This is a genomic window from Streptomyces sp. NPDC032091, assembly GCF_055580265.1.
Map to the genome: position 1 here is coordinate 92187 of NZ_JBVILR010000001.1, position 17322 is coordinate 109508.

14 protein-coding genes are annotated in these 17322 nt (G+C 74.4%); 10 read left to right on the forward strand and 4 right to left on the reverse strand.

Going from position 1 to position 17322, the window contains the following annotated elements; all coding sequences use genetic code 11:
• The first annotated feature begins 175 nt into the window (after positions 1 to 175).
• Positions 176 to 445 carry a hypothetical protein gene (locus tag ACZ5NJ_RS00390; RefSeq protein WP_468761084.1) on the forward strand — a complete coding sequence of 90 codons (270 nt, stop codon included), beginning with the start codon at positions 176 to 178 and terminating at the stop codon, positions 443 to 445.
• 116 nt (positions 446 to 561) lie between these two features.
• Here ACZ5NJ_RS00390 and ACZ5NJ_RS00395 read toward each other — a convergent pair whose 3' ends face one another.
• Both ACZ5NJ_RS00395 and ACZ5NJ_RS00400 read right to left on the reverse strand, forming a co-directional pair.
• Positions 562 to 1758 carry a CaiB/BaiF CoA transferase family protein gene (locus ACZ5NJ_RS00395; protein ID WP_468761087.1) on the reverse strand — a complete coding sequence of 399 codons (1197 nt, stop codon included), beginning with the start codon at positions 1756 to 1758 and terminating at the stop codon, positions 562 to 564.
• Between the two features lie 70 nt (positions 1759 to 1828).
• Complete coding sequence (locus ACZ5NJ_RS00400; RefSeq protein ID WP_468761974.1) at positions 1829 to 2950, reverse strand: type ISP restriction/modification enzyme; 1122 nt, start codon at positions 2948 to 2950, stop codon at positions 1829 to 1831.
• Between the two features lie 167 nt (positions 2951 to 3117).
• Between ACZ5NJ_RS00400 and ACZ5NJ_RS00405 the strand changes: the two genes are divergently transcribed.
• On the forward strand, positions 3118 to 3288 hold the full coding sequence (locus ACZ5NJ_RS00405) for a hypothetical protein (RefSeq protein ID WP_344169037.1): 171 nt from the start codon (positions 3118 to 3120) through the stop codon (positions 3286 to 3288).
• Positions 3289 to 3313: 25 nt separating this feature from the next.
• Here the strand turns inward: ACZ5NJ_RS00405 and ACZ5NJ_RS00410 are convergent, their stop codons facing one another.
• Together ACZ5NJ_RS00410 and hmgA are read right to left on the reverse strand one after the other, a co-directional pair.
• A complete protein-coding gene (locus tag ACZ5NJ_RS00410) occupies positions 3314 to 4063 on the reverse strand; it encodes a GntR family transcriptional regulator (protein ID WP_468761089.1) in 750 nt (249 codons plus the stop codon).
• A gap of 73 nt (positions 4064 to 4136) precedes the next feature.
• Positions 4137 to 5450: a homogentisate 1,2-dioxygenase gene (gene hmgA / locus ACZ5NJ_RS00415; protein WP_468761091.1), complete on the reverse strand. Its 1314-nt coding sequence runs from the start codon at positions 5448 to 5450 to the stop codon at positions 4137 to 4139.
• A gap of 134 nt (positions 5451 to 5584) precedes the next feature.
• On the opposite strand from hmgA, the gene ACZ5NJ_RS00420 reads away from it, so the two are divergent.
• From ACZ5NJ_RS00420 to ACZ5NJ_RS00455, 8 genes are all read left to right on the forward strand, one after another.
• On the forward strand, positions 5585 to 7828 hold the full coding sequence (locus tag ACZ5NJ_RS00420; RefSeq protein ID WP_468761093.1) for a right-handed parallel beta-helix repeat-containing protein: 2244 nt from the start codon (positions 5585 to 5587) through the stop codon (positions 7826 to 7828).
• Positions 7829 to 7926: 98 nt separating this feature from the next.
• On the forward strand, positions 7927 to 8745 hold the full coding sequence (locus ACZ5NJ_RS00425; RefSeq protein ID WP_468761976.1) for a cupredoxin domain-containing protein: 819 nt from the start codon (positions 7927 to 7929) through the stop codon (positions 8743 to 8745).
• Positions 8742 to 10046: a hypothetical protein gene (locus ACZ5NJ_RS00430; protein ID WP_468761096.1), complete on the forward strand. Its 1305-nt coding sequence runs from the start codon at positions 8742 to 8744 to the stop codon at positions 10044 to 10046. The genes ACZ5NJ_RS00425 and ACZ5NJ_RS00430 overlap by 4 nt, the downstream gene beginning before the upstream one ends.
• Before the next feature lie 20 nt (positions 10047 to 10066).
• Complete coding sequence (locus tag ACZ5NJ_RS00435; protein WP_468761978.1) at positions 10067 to 10687, forward strand: TetR/AcrR family transcriptional regulator; 621 nt, start codon at positions 10067 to 10069, stop codon at positions 10685 to 10687.
• 131 nt (positions 10688 to 10818) lie between these two features.
• On the forward strand, positions 10819 to 13071 hold the full coding sequence (locus ACZ5NJ_RS00440) for a molybdopterin oxidoreductase family protein (RefSeq protein ID WP_468761097.1): 2253 nt from the start codon (positions 10819 to 10821) through the stop codon (positions 13069 to 13071).
• A 73-nt stretch (positions 13072 to 13144) separates the two neighbouring features.
• A complete protein-coding gene (locus tag ACZ5NJ_RS00445; RefSeq protein ID WP_468761099.1) occupies positions 13145 to 14629 on the forward strand; it encodes a CitMHS family transporter in 1485 nt (494 codons plus the stop codon).
• Between the two features lie 105 nt (positions 14630 to 14734).
• Positions 14735 to 16147, forward strand: a complete 1413-nt coding sequence (locus ACZ5NJ_RS00450; protein WP_468761101.1) for an aldehyde dehydrogenase family protein — start codon at positions 14735 to 14737, stop codon at positions 16145 to 16147.
• Positions 16148 to 16216: 69 nt separating this feature from the next.
• On the forward strand, positions 16217 to 17296 hold the full coding sequence (locus ACZ5NJ_RS00455) for a zinc-binding dehydrogenase (protein ID WP_468761103.1): 1080 nt from the start codon (positions 16217 to 16219) through the stop codon (positions 17294 to 17296).
• Positions 17297 to 17322 lie beyond the last annotated feature (26 nt).

Here is a 17322-nt window from a genome sequence, read left to right on the forward strand (position 1 = left end):
AGCGTGTTCTCAAGTGCCGCCTCTCGCACGGAGAGTGACGGTCGACTCCGCTGAGTAATCGTCAACTACCCGTACTCACAGGGGTAATTCACACCACCGGGATACCCGAGGACATTGTGCAGGCGATAGGGTTACCCTGCCCGGGCCGGGTGCCCTCGTACGGGTGGGGAGAGACATGGAACAGATAGCAATGCGCAGCAGGCCGCCCCGCGTGCCTGCCATCACCTGCGGGAGCAGCGCGGTCAGCTCGCGCCTCGACCGCCACCTCGCCGTGCTGGGCGGACCCGCCGCCCCGCGCCACGAAGTGGCCGAGGCGACCCTGCTGATGCGCGAACTCACCGCGCGGGACCACACCCACGTCCAGCGGAGCCGCAGCGCGCGCGTCGCGCTGTTCGCACCGCTGCGCAGGCTGCGGCGCACCCTCTTCGGCAGCCGTCGCTCGTAACCGTCCCCCGACGACCGTCCCCGTAGCGCAGCCGGCCCCGTCCGGCTGCACCCGGCCCCGCCCCTTCCCCGGCGTTCTCCGGCGTACGCCGCGCCGGTTCCCCCGGCGCCCCGGCCTCAGGCGATCACACCGTCCCCGCGCAGTTCCGCGATCCGCGCGTCCGGCGTCCCCAGGGCGCGCAGCAGGGCGTCGGTGTGCTCGCCGAGCGCGGGCACCGCTCCCATCCGCGCCTCCGCTCCGCCCGGCAGCCCGATCGGCGGCAGCAGCGCCCGCAGCGGGCCCGCCGGTGTGTCCACCTCCCGCCAGCGGTCCCGTGCCGCCAGCTGCGGGTGTCCGGCCAGCTGTGCCACCGAGTTGAGCCGCGCACAGGCGATCCCGGCCGCCTCCAGCCGCTCCACCGCCTCCTCGGCCCCGAGCTTGCCGAGCACCCCGGCCACCACCGCGTCGGTGTCCTCCCGCCCCCTCGTACGGGCGGCGTTGGTCGCGTACCTCGGGTCCTCGGCCAGCTCCGGCCGCTCCAGCACCTCACGCGCCAGCCGCCGCCACTCGCGGTCGTTCTGCACCGACAGCAGGACGCGGTCCCCGTCGGCCGTCGCGTACGCGTCGTACGGGGCGATCACCGCGTGCGCCAGGCCCGTCCGTACGGGCTGCTCCCCGCCGTGCATCGTGTGGTGCAGCGGATGCCCCATCCACTCGGCGAGCGACTCCAGCATCGAGATCTCCACCGGGCCGCCGCGCCCCGTGGTCCCGCGCCGCAGCAGCGCCGCGAGCACCCCGGAGAAGGCGTACATGGCGGCCGCGATGTCGGCCGCCGGGATCCCCGCCTTCACGGGCCGCTCCGGGGTCCCGGTCACCGACACCAGCCCCGCCTCGCACTGCACGAGCATGTCGTAGGCCCGCTTGTGGGCGTACGGGCCGCCCTCGCCGTAGCCGGAGATGTCCACGGCGACCAGTCGCGGGTAGCGGGCGCACAGCGCGGCCGCGTCGATCCCCAGCCGTGCGGCGGCCCCCTGCGCGAGGTTCTGCACGAACACGTCGGCGCCGTCGAGCAGGGCGTGCAGCACCTCCAGCCCGCGCGGGTCCTTCAGGTCCAGCGCGAGGGACTCCTTGCCCCGGTTCGCCCAGACGAAGTGCGAGGCCAGACCCCGGGCGGCGGTGTCGTAGCCGCGCGCGAAGTCACCGCCGTCGGGCCGTTCCACCTTGATCACCCTGGCTCCGAGATTGGCGAGCTGACGGGTGGCGAAGGGCGCGGAGACGGCCTGTTCGACGGCGACGACGGTGAGTCCGGCCAGGGGCAGGGGTTCGTTGCTCATGGGCCCTGCCTACCGGGTGGGGGCCGGATCTGTCACCTCCCACCGCGGCCGGCCGGCGCCGGGACGGGGGTCAGAGCAGGGCGAACTGACCACCCGGGCCCTCCTCCTGGTGGTCCAGGACCGACGCGGGGCGGCGGGACCAGCGCGGCGGCGGCAGCACTCCGGCGGCCGCCAGCTCGGCGGCCGGCAGCAGCGGGCCGGGCGTGAAATCCGCCCGCTCCGGGGCCAGATCGGCCAGCAGTGACAGGGTCGTCACCAGGGCGAGCAGTTCCGAGGTCCAGGCCTGCGGCCACTCGGCCGGCCCGAAGCCCTCCAGCCCCCGCGCCTCCGGCTCCCGGTGCGCGCTGCGGGCGGCGAACCAGGACTCCAGCACCGGCACGCCCTGCGCCTCGTACGCCCAGGCCCCCGCCGGGACGGGGGCGACGGCGCCGTCGCCGATCGTCAGCGTCTCGGTCTCCGGGTCGTAGCCGAGCTCCCGCGGCCAGGCCGTGACCGCCGACCGGACGTACGGCCGCCGCCCGCCCGGGAGCCGGGGCGGCTCACCGCCGCGCGCCCCGCGCAGCTGGACGCCGAGCAGCCGGTGGCCCAGCTCCACCCCGGCCCGCCAGCGCCCGGGGTCGGCGGCGAGCGGGACCTCGTACCCCCGCGGCCCGGGGCGGCCGGCGGCGAGGATCCAGCACAGCACGTCCTCCGGGGTGACCCAGCCGCCGTGGCGGCCGCCCAGCAGGGCGGCGAGGCCCGGCGCGAGGTTCGGTTCGGCGCCGCCAGGGCGCCGGTGCAGCGGACGGATCCGGCCCAGCCGGCCGGCCGGGAGGTGCGGGGTGACCAGCAGGCCGGGGGCCTCCAGCAGGAACAGCTGCTGCCCGTCCAGGACCCGCCACAGCTCGGGCCTGGCCGCGTCGATCAGCCGCTGGTCGGGCAGCAGCCACTGCTCGTCGAAGGGCGCGCGGAGCACCCGTACGGGATCCGGGAAGGGGCCGGGGTCGTCGGCGAAGCGGGCGGTGGCCGAACGCTGCCCCGGCAGGGCGGCCGCGCCGGCGGAGGGCGTACGCGTCCGGCTCGGCCGGAACAGCCTTTCGCGCTCCGTCCCTTCGGCCTCCGTCAGGGCCGACCAGCGGGCGCGCAGCGTGGCCGGATCGGGTGCCGCGACCCAGGCGCGGCCCAGGCGCAGGCCGCTCACGGCCCAGGGCATCAGATCGTCCAGCAGCGGTACGTCGTCGCTCACCCGGCAGATGGTAGCGACGGGCGGCCGGGGCCGGGCCGTGTCCCGGCCGAAGCGTTACGCTCCTTGTGTACGCGTCCGTCACCTCCCTGGACGTCCGCGTACGCAGTGCATCCGTACCGACCGAGGAGTCGGCCATGAGTCAGTACGACGAGTATTCGACCCCCTCGCAGGCCGAGGGCGAGCGGCTCGACGAGGACATGGACGAGCGGCAGAAGGAGCAGCGCCACCACCCCCAGACGATGCGCACCACGCCCTCGCAGGCGGAGGGCGAGCGCCTCACGGAGGAGAACGAACAGCAGAAGTAGGGCGTTCCCGTTCCCGCGGTCGCGCTCAGGGCGCGTCGACGGTGACCGTGAAGGAGAACCGGTCGCCCCGGTACCGGATGCGGGCCACGTCGACCACCCGCCCGTCCTCCCCGTACGTCACGCCCGTGTAGTGCAGGATCGGGCTCAGCAGCGGCACCCGGAGCAGCTCGGCCGTCTCCGGGTCGGCGAGGCGCGCCTCGACGGTGTCCGTGATCCGGCTGATGCGCACGCCGACCACGTCGCGCAGCACCTTGGTCATCGGCCACCGCTCCAGGTCGGCGAGGTCCACCGCGTCGGCCAGCTCGGGGCGGACCGCGTTCTCGGCCCAGTTCGTCGGCTCCCCGCTGCCGCCGTCGCACCGCAGGCGGCGGAACGTGACCACCTCCGGCAGGTCCGGGAAGTGCTCCAGCAGCTCCCCGGACACCGGCGTCCGCTCGTGGCCGAGGACCGTCGTGGCCTCGCCCGACTGCTGCGCCACGATCGCGTCGACCGAGCCGAGCAGCCGCACCGGGGCGCTGCGGCGGGCGCCCGGCTCGATGAAGGTGCCCCGCCGCCGGTGCCGGCTGATGAGGCCCTCGCCCTCCAGCTCCTTGAGCGCCTGGCGCATCGTCAGCACGCTCACGCCGTAGTGCTCGGCGAGCTGTTCCTCGGTCGGCAGGCGCAGCGAGGCGTCCGGGGTACGGCCGAGTATCGAGGCGCGCAGCGACTGTGACACCTGGTACCAGAGCGGCAGCTTCCGGTTCAGTACCAGGGAGTCGGGTGCGAAGGCGGTCACGGGTGGTTCTCCGTAGGGGGCTGGCGCCCGGGGGGCGGGGCGGCAGGCTGGGCAGTGCGGGGCAGGGGGAATACTAGGCGCGGAAGTGCCGCTCCAGGCCCTCCCAGACGTCGTCGTACCGGCGCTGGAGGTGGTCCGCGCCGGCCGCCTGGGCGGTGGCGGTGATCGGCCAGCGGGTCTCGAACATGAAGGCCAGGCCGTCGTCGATCTTCTGGGGCTTGAGCTCGGCGGCGCTGGCCCGGTCGAAGGTCTCCCGGTCCGGTCCGTGCGCGGACATCATGTTGTGCAGCGAGCCGCCGCCGGGGACGAAGCCCTCGGCCTTGGCGTCGTAGGCGCCCTCGATCAGGCCCATGTACTCGCTCATCACGTTCCGGTGGAAGTACGGCGGGCGGAAGGTGTCCTCGCCGACCAGCCAGCGCGGGGCGAAGACCACGAAGTCCACGCCCGCCAGCCCGGGGGTGTCGGAGGGCGAGGTCAGGACCGTGAAGATGGACGGGTCCGGGTGGTCGTAGCTGATGGACCCGATCACGTTGAACCTGCGCAGGTCGTAGACGTACGGGACGTGCGTGCCGTGCCAGGCGACCACGTCGAGCGGGGAGTGGTCGTAGGTCGCGGCCCAGAGGTTGCCGCAGAACTTGTTGACCACCTCGGTCGGGCGCTCGGCGTCCTCGTACGCGGCGACCGGCGCCCGGAAGTCGCGGGCGGCGGCCAGGCCGTTGGCGCCGATCGGGCCCAGGTCGGGCAGCTCGAAGGGCTGGCCGTAGTTCTCGCAGACGTAGCCGCGGGCGTCGCCGTCCAGGAGCTCGACGCGGAAGCGGACGCCGCGCGGGATCAGGGCCACCTCGCCGGGGCCGGCGCTGAGCAGGCCGAGCTCGGTGCGCAGCAGCAGGCCGCCGCGCTCGGGGACGATCAGCAGCTCGCCGTCGGAGTCGCTGAACACCCGGTCGGTCATGTCGGCGTTGGCGGAGTAGAGGTGGACGGCCATGCCGGTGCGCTGGGTGGCGTCGCCGTTGCCGCCGAGGGTCCACAGGCCGGCGAGGAAGTCGGTGCCGGGGGCCGGGTCGGGCAGCGGGTTCCAGCGCAGCCGGTTGGGGTCCGGGACGGTCTCGGTGAAGGGGCCGGTGCGCAGGGCGCCGTTGTCGACGCGGGTGAAGGCCGGGTGTGCGGCGGAAGGGCGGATCCGGTAGAGCCAGGAGCGGCGGTTGTGGCGGCGCGGCTCGGTGAAGGCGCTGCCGCTGAGCTGCTCGGCGTAGAGGCCGAGGGCGGCGCGCTGGGGGGAGTTGCGGCCGAGCGGCAGGGCGCCGGGCACGGCCTCCGAGCTGTGCTCGTTGCCGAAGCCGGTGAGGTACTCCAGCGTCTGCGCCGTCTTCCTGGCCTGCTCGCTCATGGGCTGCTCCCGCTCCGTCGAAGGAATCCTATGGTCGACAGTAGGATTCCGCGACCCGCACGTCAACGCCCTCTTTCCGGCCAGGCGTGCACGGGGGGATCCAAAAAGGTGAACATTGCTCTACTCTCACGCGCATGTCGTGGACCCGCAGGTTCCCTGCCGTGCCGGCGGCGCTCCTCGCCGCCCTCCTCGCACTCCTGTCCCTCCTCGCCGCCGCGCCCGCCGCACGCGCGCACGAGGAGCGCCCCGTCGCCCTCCCCGACGGCCGCGGATCCGTCCCGCGCCACCGCGCCGCCGAACCCGACCTGCTGGTCTGCAAGACCGACCGGGCCGACTTCGAACGCCGGACCGCGGGCTTCCCCGAACAGCTCAGACAGCGCAACCTCACCCTGTACGAGCGCTGCCAGGCGGGCGGCTACCGCCACCTCCAGGAGGCCGTGGACGCCGTCGACCGGCCGGGCATGAACATCGCGATCCTCCCCGGCCTCTACGAGGAGGAGCCCTCGCTCCCCCCGCCCGCGGGGGAGTGCGCGCACCTCGAGGCCCCCGACTCGGCGCTCGGCTACCAGATCCTGTCCTACGAGCAGCAGGTGCGCTGCCGCCACAACCAGAACCTCGTCGCGATCCTCGGCAAGAAGGACCTCCAGATCGAGGGCACCGGCGCCGCCCGCACGGACGTGGTCATCGACGCGCAGTACCGGAAGCTGAACGCCATCCGCGCCGACGGCTCCGACGGCGTCTACTTCCGCAACTTCACCGCGCAGCGCACCACCTTCAACTCCCTGTACGTGCTCGCGGCCGACGGCTTCGTCATCGACGACGTCCTGACCCGCTGGAACGACGAGTACGGCTTCCTGACCTTCGCCAGCGACCACGGCCTCTACAAGAACTGCGAGTCCTACGGCAACGGGGACTCGGGCATCTACCCCGGCAGCGCCTCGAACATCAACGACGGCCGCGGCTACGACGTGCCCCGCTACTCCATCGAGATCACCGGCTGCCGCAGCCACCACAACATGGTCGGCTACTCCGGCACCGCCGGGGACTCCGTGTACGTACACGACAACGAGTTCGACCAGAACATGGGCGGCGCCTCGATGGACAGCGCCTTCCCCGGCCACCCCGGCCTGCCGCAGAACCACGCCCGCTTCGAGCGGAACCTGATCCACGACAACAACGCCGACTACTACCACTACGTCGCGGACGGCACCTGCGCCAGGCCGCCCGCCGCCCGCGGCTACGAGCAGGGCGTGGTCTGCCCGCAGATCTCCATGCCGCCGGGCACCGGCATCATCACCGCCGGCGGCAACTGGAACGTCTACGAGGACAACTGGGTCTACGGGCACCGGCGCGCCGGGTTCTTCCTCAGCGCGGTGCCGGCGTTCATCCGCGGCGAGGAGAAGTGGTCCAAGCAGACCGACACCTCCCACCACAACCGTTACGCGGGCAACGTCCTCGGCAGGGACCGGTCCGGCGCCTCCCGCCCCAACGGCAGCGACGTCTGGTGGGACGGCCAGGGCCGCGGCAACTGCTGGCAGGACGGCCCCGACGGCTCCACCCCGGGCACCCTCCCGCAGTGCGGCAGCGTGCGCGGCCGGGTCAGCGGAGCCTCGGCCCGGCTCGTGGGCGAACCGGTCAAGCTGACGCAGCTGCTGGTCTGCGCCGACTACAACGTGCAGGCCCGCAGGCTCCCGGCCGGCTGCGACTGGTACGGGGCGCGGGGCCTGGAACGGGCGGAGACCCAGATCGCCCTGGCGGTGGCCGCGGTCCTGCTGACGGTCGGCGGAGTCCTGTGGGGGCGCCGCCTGCGCCGCTCCCGGCTCGGCACGGCGTCCGCCCTGCTGGGCCTGGCCGGCCTGGCCCTGGACGTCGCCGGCTCCACGATGTCCCTGACCCACACCCCCGTTCCCGCCCTCGCCCTGCTCCTGCTCGGCCTGTGGTGGACCGGCACCGGCCTGGCCCTGCGTCCCGAACGCCCCTGGCTGGCCCGCCTCACCCTCCTCCTCGGCGCCCTGACCCTGCTCGACGCCTTCGACAAGGCCGTCCTGATGATTCCGTGGATCCCGCTCAGCCCTGCCTGGATCCGCGCCCTGGTCGCGGTGGTGTGGGTCCTGTGGGCGGTCGTCGCCTCCGCCCGCCCCACTCCCCCCACCCCCACCCCCGCCGCCCCGACCCCCGCCGCCCCGACCCCCGGCGACGGCACCCCGCCCGGCGACGGCACCCCACCCGCCGACGGCACCCCGCCCGGCGACGGCGCCCCGCCCGGTGACGGCACCCCGCCCGGCCACGGCACCCCGTCCGGTGACGGCACCCCGGTCCAGGCGGGCCCCGTCCCGGCGCCGGCCCCGGGCCGCCCGACCACCGGAGACCCGCAGTGACCGACCCCGCCGAGCCCCACGTCCCCTGCGACGCCTGCCGGGCCGACGCCCGGCAGGCCCGCCGGACCCGCCCGCGCCGCCGCGCCCGGACGGCCGCGCTGGTGGCGCTCCTCCTCCTGCTCACCAGCGGCGCGGCCACCGGCTGCGGCGGCCGCGCCACCACCCACCACAAACCCGGCACCACCCACGAACAGGCCTCCGGCGATGCCGGCACCCTGCTCGACACCACGGACGGCAGCGGACACCGCCTGCGCGAGGTCCCCGCCCAGGGCGCGCCGCAGGTACGGCTCACCGTCCGCCCCGACACCGAGGATGGCTGGAACCTCCAGCTGGACGTGACCGGCTTCCGGTTCACCCCCGACAGCACCGGCGGCGCCGCCCTCCCCGGCGCCGGCCACGCCCACCTGGAACTCGACGGCCGCAAGCTGGCCCGCGTGTACGGCCCCTGGTTCCACCTGCCCGCGACGCAGCTGCCCGAGGGCGCACACACCCTGACCGTCCGCCTCTACGCCGACGACCACACCGCCTGGGCCGTCGCCGGCAAGCCCGTCGAGGCGACGGTGCGGCTGACCCCGGGCCCCCCGGGCCAGGAGTCCCACAGCCACACCGCACCCGCCCCCACCGGCTCGCCGGAGCCCCCGCGGACGCCCGCCGCCGACCGGACCGTCACCCTCACCGTCCGGGACGGCACGGTGTCCCCGCCCCCCGCCCGCACCGAGCTCAAGCGCGGTGAGCGGATCGCCCTGCGCGTCACCAGCGACCGCGCCGACACCCTGCACGTCCACGGCTACGACAAGGAACTCGCCCTGCCCGCGGGCCAGGAGGCCACCCTGGTCCTGACGGCCGACCGCACGGGCCTCTTCGAGGTCGAGACCCACGCGTCCGGGCTCGTCCTGACCCAGCTCCTCGTCCGATGACCCCCCTCCCCTCCGAGCCCCCGGCCCTCCTCGCGCACGGGATCGGCTCCCGGCACGACCTGCCGATCTCGCCCTTCTACGCCTTCGCCGGCGCCTTCGCCGCGCTCTTCGTCTCCTTCCTCGTGCTCGGCCTCCTCTGGTCCGCGTCCCGCTTCCGCGGCGACCGCTCCGGCCTCGCCCTGCCCGCCGGGCTCCAGCGGGTGGCCGACGCGCCGGCCACCCGCACCACCCTGCGCGGACTGGGTCTCGCCGCAGCCCTCGCCGTACTCCTCCACCTCCTCCTCGGTCCCGACGACCCCGCCCGCAACCCCGCTCCGGGCGCCGTCTACGTCCTGCTGTGGGTCGGACTCGTGCCCGCCTCCCTCCTCCTCGGCCCCGTCTGGCGCCTGCTCAACCCGCTCCGCACCCTGCACCGCCTCCTCAGCCGGGCCCGCCGCCGCCCGCCGGGAGCCGGCCGCCCCCTGCCGGCCGGCCTCGGCCAATGGCCCGCCGCCGCCGGCCTGTTCGGCTTCACCTGGCTCGAACTCGTCTCACCCGACCCCGCCTCCACCACCTCCCTCCTGGTCGCCCTCGCCTGCTACTGCGCCGTGCACCTGCTGCTCGCCGCCCGCTTCGGCGCGTGCTGGTTCACCGCCGCCGACGCCTTCGAGGCCTACTCCGACCTCCTCGCCCGGCTCTCCCCCCTCGGCCGCCGCGCCGACGGCCGCCTCGTCCTGCGCAACCCCTTCCACGGACTCGACGCGACGCCCGAGCGGCCCGGACTCGTCGCCACCGTCTGCGTCCTCCTCGGCTCCACCGCCTACGACGGCTACTCCGACAACCCCTCCTGGATCAACGCCACTCAGACCTCCCCCCTCGGCCGCACCCCCACGGCCACGCTCGGACTGCTCGCTTCCATCGCCCTCGTCGCCACCCTGTACTGCCTGTGCGCGGGAGCCACCCGCCTCGTCAGCGGACCGCACCCCCGCCCGCTGACCGCCTTCGCGCACTCACTCGTACCGATCGCCCTCGGCTATCTCATCGCCCATTACTTCTCCCTCCTCGTCACCGAAGGACCACGCACAGTAAGCATCGCACTGGGCACTGACAACGCCCCCGAGCCCAGTCCCCCCTTGGGTCCCGGCGCCCTCGCCGCCCTCCAGGTGATCGCCGTCGTCGCCGGGCACGTACTCGGTGTGATCGCCGCGCACGACCGCTCCGTACGCCTCTTCCCCCCGGCGAGGGCCGTCGCCGGACAACTGCCGCTCCTCGCGCTGATGATCACGTACACCATCGGCGGGCTCACCCTCCTCCTGAACTGAGCTCCGCCGGAAAGGGCATGATGGATCCCGTGCCTCCCGCCCAGCCCCTGCGCCGGACCCCCGTCCAGCAGCGCAGCGCCGACCGCCTCGCCCGGATCCTCGACGCCTGCGCCGAACTCCTCGACGAGACCGGCTACGAGAACCTCAGCACCCGCGCCGTCGCCGTCCGTGCGGGCGTCCCCATCGGCTCGGTCTACCGCTTCTTCGGCAACAAGCGGGCCATGGCCGCCGCCCTGGCCCAGCGCAACCTCGACCGGTACGCGGAGGGCATCACCGCCCGGCTCGCCCCCCTGCCCGCCACCCACTGGCGGCCCGTCGTCGACGCCGTGCTCGACGAGTACCTGGCCATGAAGCGGACCGTCCCCGGCTTCGCCCTCGTCGACTTCGGGGTCCCCGCACCCCCCGCCGAAGGGCCCGACGCCGACCCCAACCACCAGGTCGCGGACCGTCTCACCGAGCTGCTGCGCGCCCACCTCGGGCTCACCCCCGGCCCGGTCCTGGCGCGGGCGGTCCTGGTGGCCGTCGAAGCGACCGACGCCCTCGTGCACCTGGCCTTCCGGGCCGATCCGGACGGGGACCCGGGGATCATCGACGAGACCCGGGCGATGATGCACGCCTACCTGGCTCGCGTCCTGGACTGACCTGACGGCCCCGACCCCCTCCCCACCCTCCCTACCGGTCGGTATGCTCAGGGCGCCCGCGGGGCCCGCTCCGCGTGACGGGACCCGCAGGCCCGCGCCCGTGCCGCCGCCTGCCGCCCCCGGGAGGGCCCATGCCCCGCACCGCCCCGCGTATCTGCCCCCTCTGCGAAGCCACCTGCGGCCTCACCCTCACCATCGAGGGCACCACCGTCACCGGCGCCCGCGGCGACCGCGACGACGTCTTCAGCCGCGGCTTCATCTGCCCCAAGGGGGCCGCCTTCGGCGCCCTCGACGCCGACCCCGACCGCCTGCGCACCCCCCTCGTCCGCCGTGACGGACGGCTGCGCGAAGCCACCTGGGACGAGGCGTACGAGGCCATCGCCGCCGCCGTCCCCGCCCTCGTCCGGGAGCACGGGGCCCAGTCCGTGGCCGTCGTGCTCGGCAACCCCAACACCCACACCATGGCCGGCGCCCTCTACCCGCCCCTCCTCCTCGGGGCCCTCGGCACCCGCAACCTCTTCACCGCCAGCACCCTCGACCAGATGCCCAAGCACGTCTCCAGCGGACTCCTGTTCGGCGACCCCTTCGCCATCCCGGTGCCCGACCTCGACCGTACGGACTTCCTGCTGCTCATCGGCGCCAACCCCGTCGAGTCCAACGGCTCCCTGTGCACCGCCCCCGACTTCCCCGGCCGGCTCAAGGCCCTGCGGGCCCGGGGCGGCACGCTCGTCGTCGTCGACCCGCGCCGCACCCGCACCGCCCGGCTCGCCGACCGGCACCTCGCGCCGCGCCCCGGCAGCGACGCCCTCCTCCTGGCGGCGCTCGCCCACACCCTCCTGGAGGAGAAGCTCGCCGACCCCGGCGCCCTCGCGGCGCACACCGAAGGGCTCGGGGAACTCTCCGCCGCGCTCGGTAGTTTCACTCCCGAGGCCGTCGCCCCCGCCTGCGACCTGCCGGCCGAGGAGATCCGCACCCTCGCCCGGGAGCTCGCGGCCTCGCCGACCGCCGCCGTCTACGGGCGGATCGGCAGCTGCACCGTCGAGTACGGGACGCTCGCCAGCTGGCTGGTCGACGTCCTGAACGTCCTGACCGGGAACCTCGACCGCCCCGGCGGGGCCCTCTTCCCGCTCTCCGCCACCGGCCCGCGGCCCCGCCCCGCCGGGCCCGGCCGGGGGTTCGCGCTGGGCCGCTGGCACAGCAGGGTCAGCGGACACCCCGAGGTCAAGAGCGAACTCCCCACGGCCGCCCTGGCCGAGGAGATCGAGACGCCGGGGGAGGGGCGCGTCCGCACCCTGATCTGCGTCGCGGCCAACCCCGTGCTGTCCGCCCCCGACGGCCGGCGGCTCGACGCGGCCCTGGCCGGGCTCGACTTCATGGTCAGCGTCGACCCCTACCTGAACGAGACCTCCCGCCACGCCCACGTCGTCCTGCCCCCGCCGCCGCCTTCCCAGAGCGCCCACCACGACTTCGCCTTCAACGGGTTCGCCATCCGCAACCAGGTCCGCTACACCCGAGCCGCCGTCCCCCTGGAGGCGGGCCGGCTCGACGAGTGCGAGATCCTCGCCCGCCTCGTCCTGGCCGTCTCCGGCATGCACGGCGCCGCCGAGCCCACGGCCGTCGACGAGACGGCGATCACGGCCGCCCTCGCCAAGGAGACCGCCGACCGGCACTCCCCCCTGCACGGCGCCGACCCGGCCCGCCTCGCGGGGCTGCTGACCGGCGAGAGCGGCCCCGAGCGCAGGCTCGACCTCATGCTCCGACTCGGGCCGTACGGAGACCTGTTCGGCGCCGCCGGGACGGGCGCGACGGGCGCGGCGCAGGACGGACTCAGCCTGGAGCGGCTCCTCGCGCACCCGCACGGCATCGACCTGGGCCCGCTGCGGCCCCGGCTCCCCGGACTGCTGAGAACCCGCAGCGGCAGGATCGAGCTGCTGCCGGAACCGATCGCGGCCGAGCTGCCCCGGCTGCGCGAGGCGCTCGCCGACCGCCCTGCCGCCCTGGTGCTCGTGGGCCGCCGCCATCTGCGGTCCAACAACAGCTGGCTGCACAACGTCCCGGCCCTGGTCGGAGGTTCCAACCGCTGCACCCTCCAGGTCCACCCCCAGGACGCCGACCGCCTCGGCCTCGCCGACGGCGGCCGGGCCCGCGTCACCGGCGACGGCGGCAGCCTGGACGTCCCCGTCGAGGTCACCGACACCATCCGCACCGGAGTGGTCAGCCTCCCGCACGGCTGGGGCCACGACCGCGACGGCACCCGGCTCGCGGTGGCCGGCGCCGTGCCGGGCGCCAACGTGAACCAGCTCCTCGACGGCAGCCGCCTCGACCCGCTGTCGGGCACCGCGGTGCTCAACGGTTTCCCGGTCACCCTGACACCCCTGCCCTGAGCTGGGGTTTTGCTCGTATTGCTCACGCCCGGACGTCTTGTTGGCCCCAGGAGGCGGCACCTACCTTCCCTGCATGCTGACCTTCCTCGGCTTCGCCATGATCGCGACCTTCCTGGTCCTGATCATGCTGAAGAAAATGTCGCCCATCGCGGCGCTCGTCCTCATCCCCGCGCTGTTCTGCGTGTTCGCCGGCAAGGGCGCGCACCTGGGGAACTACGTCATCGACGGCGTCGGCAAGCTCGCGCCGACCGCCGCGATGCTGATGTTCGCCATCGTCTACTTCGGCGTGATGATCGACGTCGGCCTCTTCGACCCGGTCGTCCGCGGCATCCTGCGGTTCTGCAAGGCCGACCCCATGCGGGTGGTGGTCGGCACCGCGGTCCTCGCGGCGATCGTCTCCCTCGACGGGGACGGATCGACCACCTTCATGATCACGGTCTCGGCCATGTACCCGCTCTACAAGCGGCTCGGCCTGAGCCTGGTGGTCATGACCGGGGTCGCCGCGACCGCCAACGGCGTCATGAACACCCTGCCCTGGGGCGGCCCCACCGCCCGCGCCGCCACGGCGCTCAAGCTGGACGCCGCCGACATCTTCGTTCCGATGATCCCGGCCCTGGCCGCCGGCCTGGTCTTCGTGTTCGTCCTGGCCTACGTCCTGGGCGTCCGCGAGCGCCGCCGGGTCGGATCCCTGGTGATGCCCGGCGAGGAGGCGGAGCGGCAGGAGCCGGAGACCCTCGTCGCCGCCGGATCCGGTGCGCAGCGGGCCGCCGGGGGCTCGCGTACGGCCGGCGCGGGCAGCGGGACCGGCCCGGACGCGGAGGCCGCCGCCGGCTCCGGGATCCCCGCGACCGCCGCCGGCTCCGAGGCCCCCGCGACCGCCGCCGGCTCCGAGGGTCCCGAGCCCGCCGCCGGTGAGATCCAGGGCCTGGACCCCCACCGGGTGACCCTGCGCCCCCGCCTCTACTGGTTCAACGCCGCCCTCACCGTCGCCCTGCTCACCGCGATGATCACGGAGCTGCTGCCGATCCCGGTGCTGTTCCTGCTCGGGGCCGCCCTCGCCCTGACGGTGAACTTCCCGCACATGCCCGACCAGAAGGCCCGCATCGCCGCCCACGCCGACAACGTGCTCAACGTCGCCGGCATGGTCTTCGCCGCCGCCGTCTTCACCGGCGTCCTCTCCGGCACCGGCATGGTCAAGCACATGGCCGACTGGCTCGTCGGCGCCATCCCCGACGGCATGGGTCCGCACATGGCCCTGGTCACCGGCCTGCTGAGCCTGCCGCTCACCTACTTCATGTCGAACGACGGCTTCTACTTCGGTGTCCTGCCGGTCCTGGCCGAGGCGGGCGCCGCCCACGGCGTCGCCCCGCTCGAAATCGCCCGCGCCTCCCTGGTCGGGCAGGCCCTGCACATGTCCAGCCCGCTGGTTCCGGCCGTCTACGTCCTCGTGGGCATGGCCCGGGTCGAGTTCGGCGACCACACCCGGTTCACCGTGAAGTGGGCGGCCCTCACCTCCCTCGTGGTCCTCGGGGCAGGGATGCTTTTCGGCATCATCTGACCGGCGCACCCCCTGGCCACCCGAAAACTACCGACGCTAGTTTGTAGGGTGTCGGCGACGTCAGTCAGCGCGTCCACGCGCTGGTGCCTGCCCGGGAGGAATGCGATGAAGGCCCACGACGGGATGTACATCGGCGGGGAATGGCGGCCCGCCGCCGGATCCGGACGCATCGAGGTCGTCAACCCGGCCGACGAGCGGGTCATCGCCGGCGTCCCGGCCGGCACGGCCGAGGACGTCGACGCGGCCGTACGCGCCGCCCGCGCCGCCTTCCCGGGATGGGCGGCCACCCCGCCGGCCGAGCGCGCCGCGCTGATCGGCGCCCTGCGGGACGTGCTCGTCGCCCGCAAGGGCGAGATCGCCGAGACCGTCACCGCAGAACTCGGCTCCCCGCTCGGCTTCGCCGAGGCCGTGCACGTCGGCGCGCCGATCGCGGTGGCCTCCTCCTACGCCGAGCTCGCCGCCTCGTACGCCTTCGAGGAGCGGCTCGGGAACTCCACGGTGTTCCTGGAGCCCGTCGGCGTGGTCGGGGCCATCACGCCGTGGAACTATCCGCTGCACCAGGTCGTTGCCAAGGTGGCACCCGCTCTCGCCGCCGGCTGCACCGTCGTCCTCAAGCCGGCCGAGGACACCCCGCTGACCGCACAGCTCTTCGCCGAAGCCGTGCACGAGGCGGGCATCCCGGCCGGGGTCTTCAACCTGGTGACCGGTACCGGCCCGGTCGCCGGCCAGGCGCTGGCCGAGCACGAAGGGGTCGACCTCGTCTCCTTCACCGGCTCGACCGCCGTCGGCCGGAAGATCGGTGCCATCGCCGGCGCCGCCGTCAAGCGCGTCGCCCTCGAACTCGGCGGCAAGTCGGCGAACGTCATCCTGCCCGGGGCCGACCTGGCCAAGGCCGTCGCGGCGGGCGTCGGACACGTCATGAACAACACCGGCCAGAGCTGCAACGCGCTCACGCGCATGCTCGTCCACCGGGACCAGTACGAGGAGGCCGTCGCCCTCGCGGCCGCCGCCGTCGCCAAGTACCCCTCGGGCGACCCCCGCGACCCGGGCACCCGCCTCGGGCCGGTCGTCAACGCCACCCAGCGCGACCGGGTGCGGGGATACATCGCCAAGGGCGTCGAGGAAGGCGCGCGCCTCGTCGCGGGCGGCCCCGACGCACCCCACGAGCGCGGGTACTTCGTCGCGCCGACCGTCTTCGCCGACGTCACGCCCGACATGGCCATCGCCCAGGAGGAGATCTTCGGCCCCGTGCTGGCGATCCTCTCCTACGAGGACGAGGACGACGCCCTGCGCATCGCCAACGGCACCGTCTACGGCCTGGGCGGCGCGGTGTGGGCGGCGGACACGGAGACCGCCGTGGCGTTCGCGCGCCGCATGGACACCGGACAGGTGGACATCAACGGCGGACGCTTCAACGTGCTCGCGCCCTTCGGCGGCTACAAGCAGTCGGGCGTGGGCCGCGAGCTGGGCCCGCACGGCCTGGGGGAGTACCTCCAGACCAAGTCCCTGCAGTTCTGACCGCTTCGCCTTCGCCTCGCCGGCGCCCGAGCCCGTCCACGACACGAACACGACACGGAGACGACGACCATGGTCCGCGCCGCCATCCTGCCCGCCGTCGGAGCACCGCTGGAGATACGGGAGATCGTGCTGCCCGATCCCGGCCCCGGACAGGTCCGGGTGCGGCTCGCCGCCGCCGGGGTCTGCCACTCCGACCTGTCCCTCACCGACGGCACCATGCGGGTGCCCGTGCCCGCCGTCCTCGGCCACGAGGGCGCCGGCACGGTCCTCGCCGTCGGGGAGGGCGTGACCCACGTCGCCCCCGGCGACGGGGTGGTGCTCAACTGGGCGCCGTCCTGCGGGGAGTGCCACCACTGCGGGATCGGCGAGGTGTGGCTGTGCGAGAAGGCCCTGTCCGGGGTCGGCGCGGTCCACGCCCACGACGCCGCGGGCATGGAGCTGCACCCCGGGCTGAACGTCGCCGCGTTCGCCGAGGAGACCGTCGTCGCGGCGGACTGCGTGCTGCCCGCGCCCGCCGGGATCCCGCTCCAGGAGGCGGCGCTGCTCGGCTGCGCGGTGCTGACCGGCTACGGGGCCGTGCACCACAGCGCGCAGGTCCGTCCCGGGGAGTCGGTGGTGGTGTTCGGCGTCGGCGGGGTCGGCCTCGCCGCGCTCCAGGCCGCGCGGATCGCGGGGGCGGGGCCGATCGTGGCCGTCGACGTCTCCCCGGCCAAGGAGGAGCTGGCGCGGGCCGCCGGGGCCACCGGGTTCGTCCTGGCCTCCGGCACCACCGCCAAGGAGGTCCGCGCGCTGACCGGCGGGCGGGGGGCGGACGTCGCCGTCGAGTGCGTGGGGCGGGCCGAGACCATCCGGGCGGCCTGGGAGTCGACGCGGCGCGGCGGGCGGACGACGGTCGTCGGGATCGGGGGGAAGGAACAGCGGGTGGAGTTCCACGCGCTGGAGATCTTCCACTTCGCGCGGACGCTCAGCGGCTGCGTGTACGGGAACAGCGACCCCGCCCGGGATCTTCCGGTGATCGCCGAGCACGTGCGGGCGGGGCGGCTGGATCTGGGGGCGATGGTGACCGAGCGGATCGGGCTGGAGGGGATCGCGGGGGCGTTCGAGGCGTTGGTCGCCGGTAAGGGCGGGCGGTCGCTGGTCGTGTTCTAGGGCGGCGGGGGTGCCGGTGCGGATGC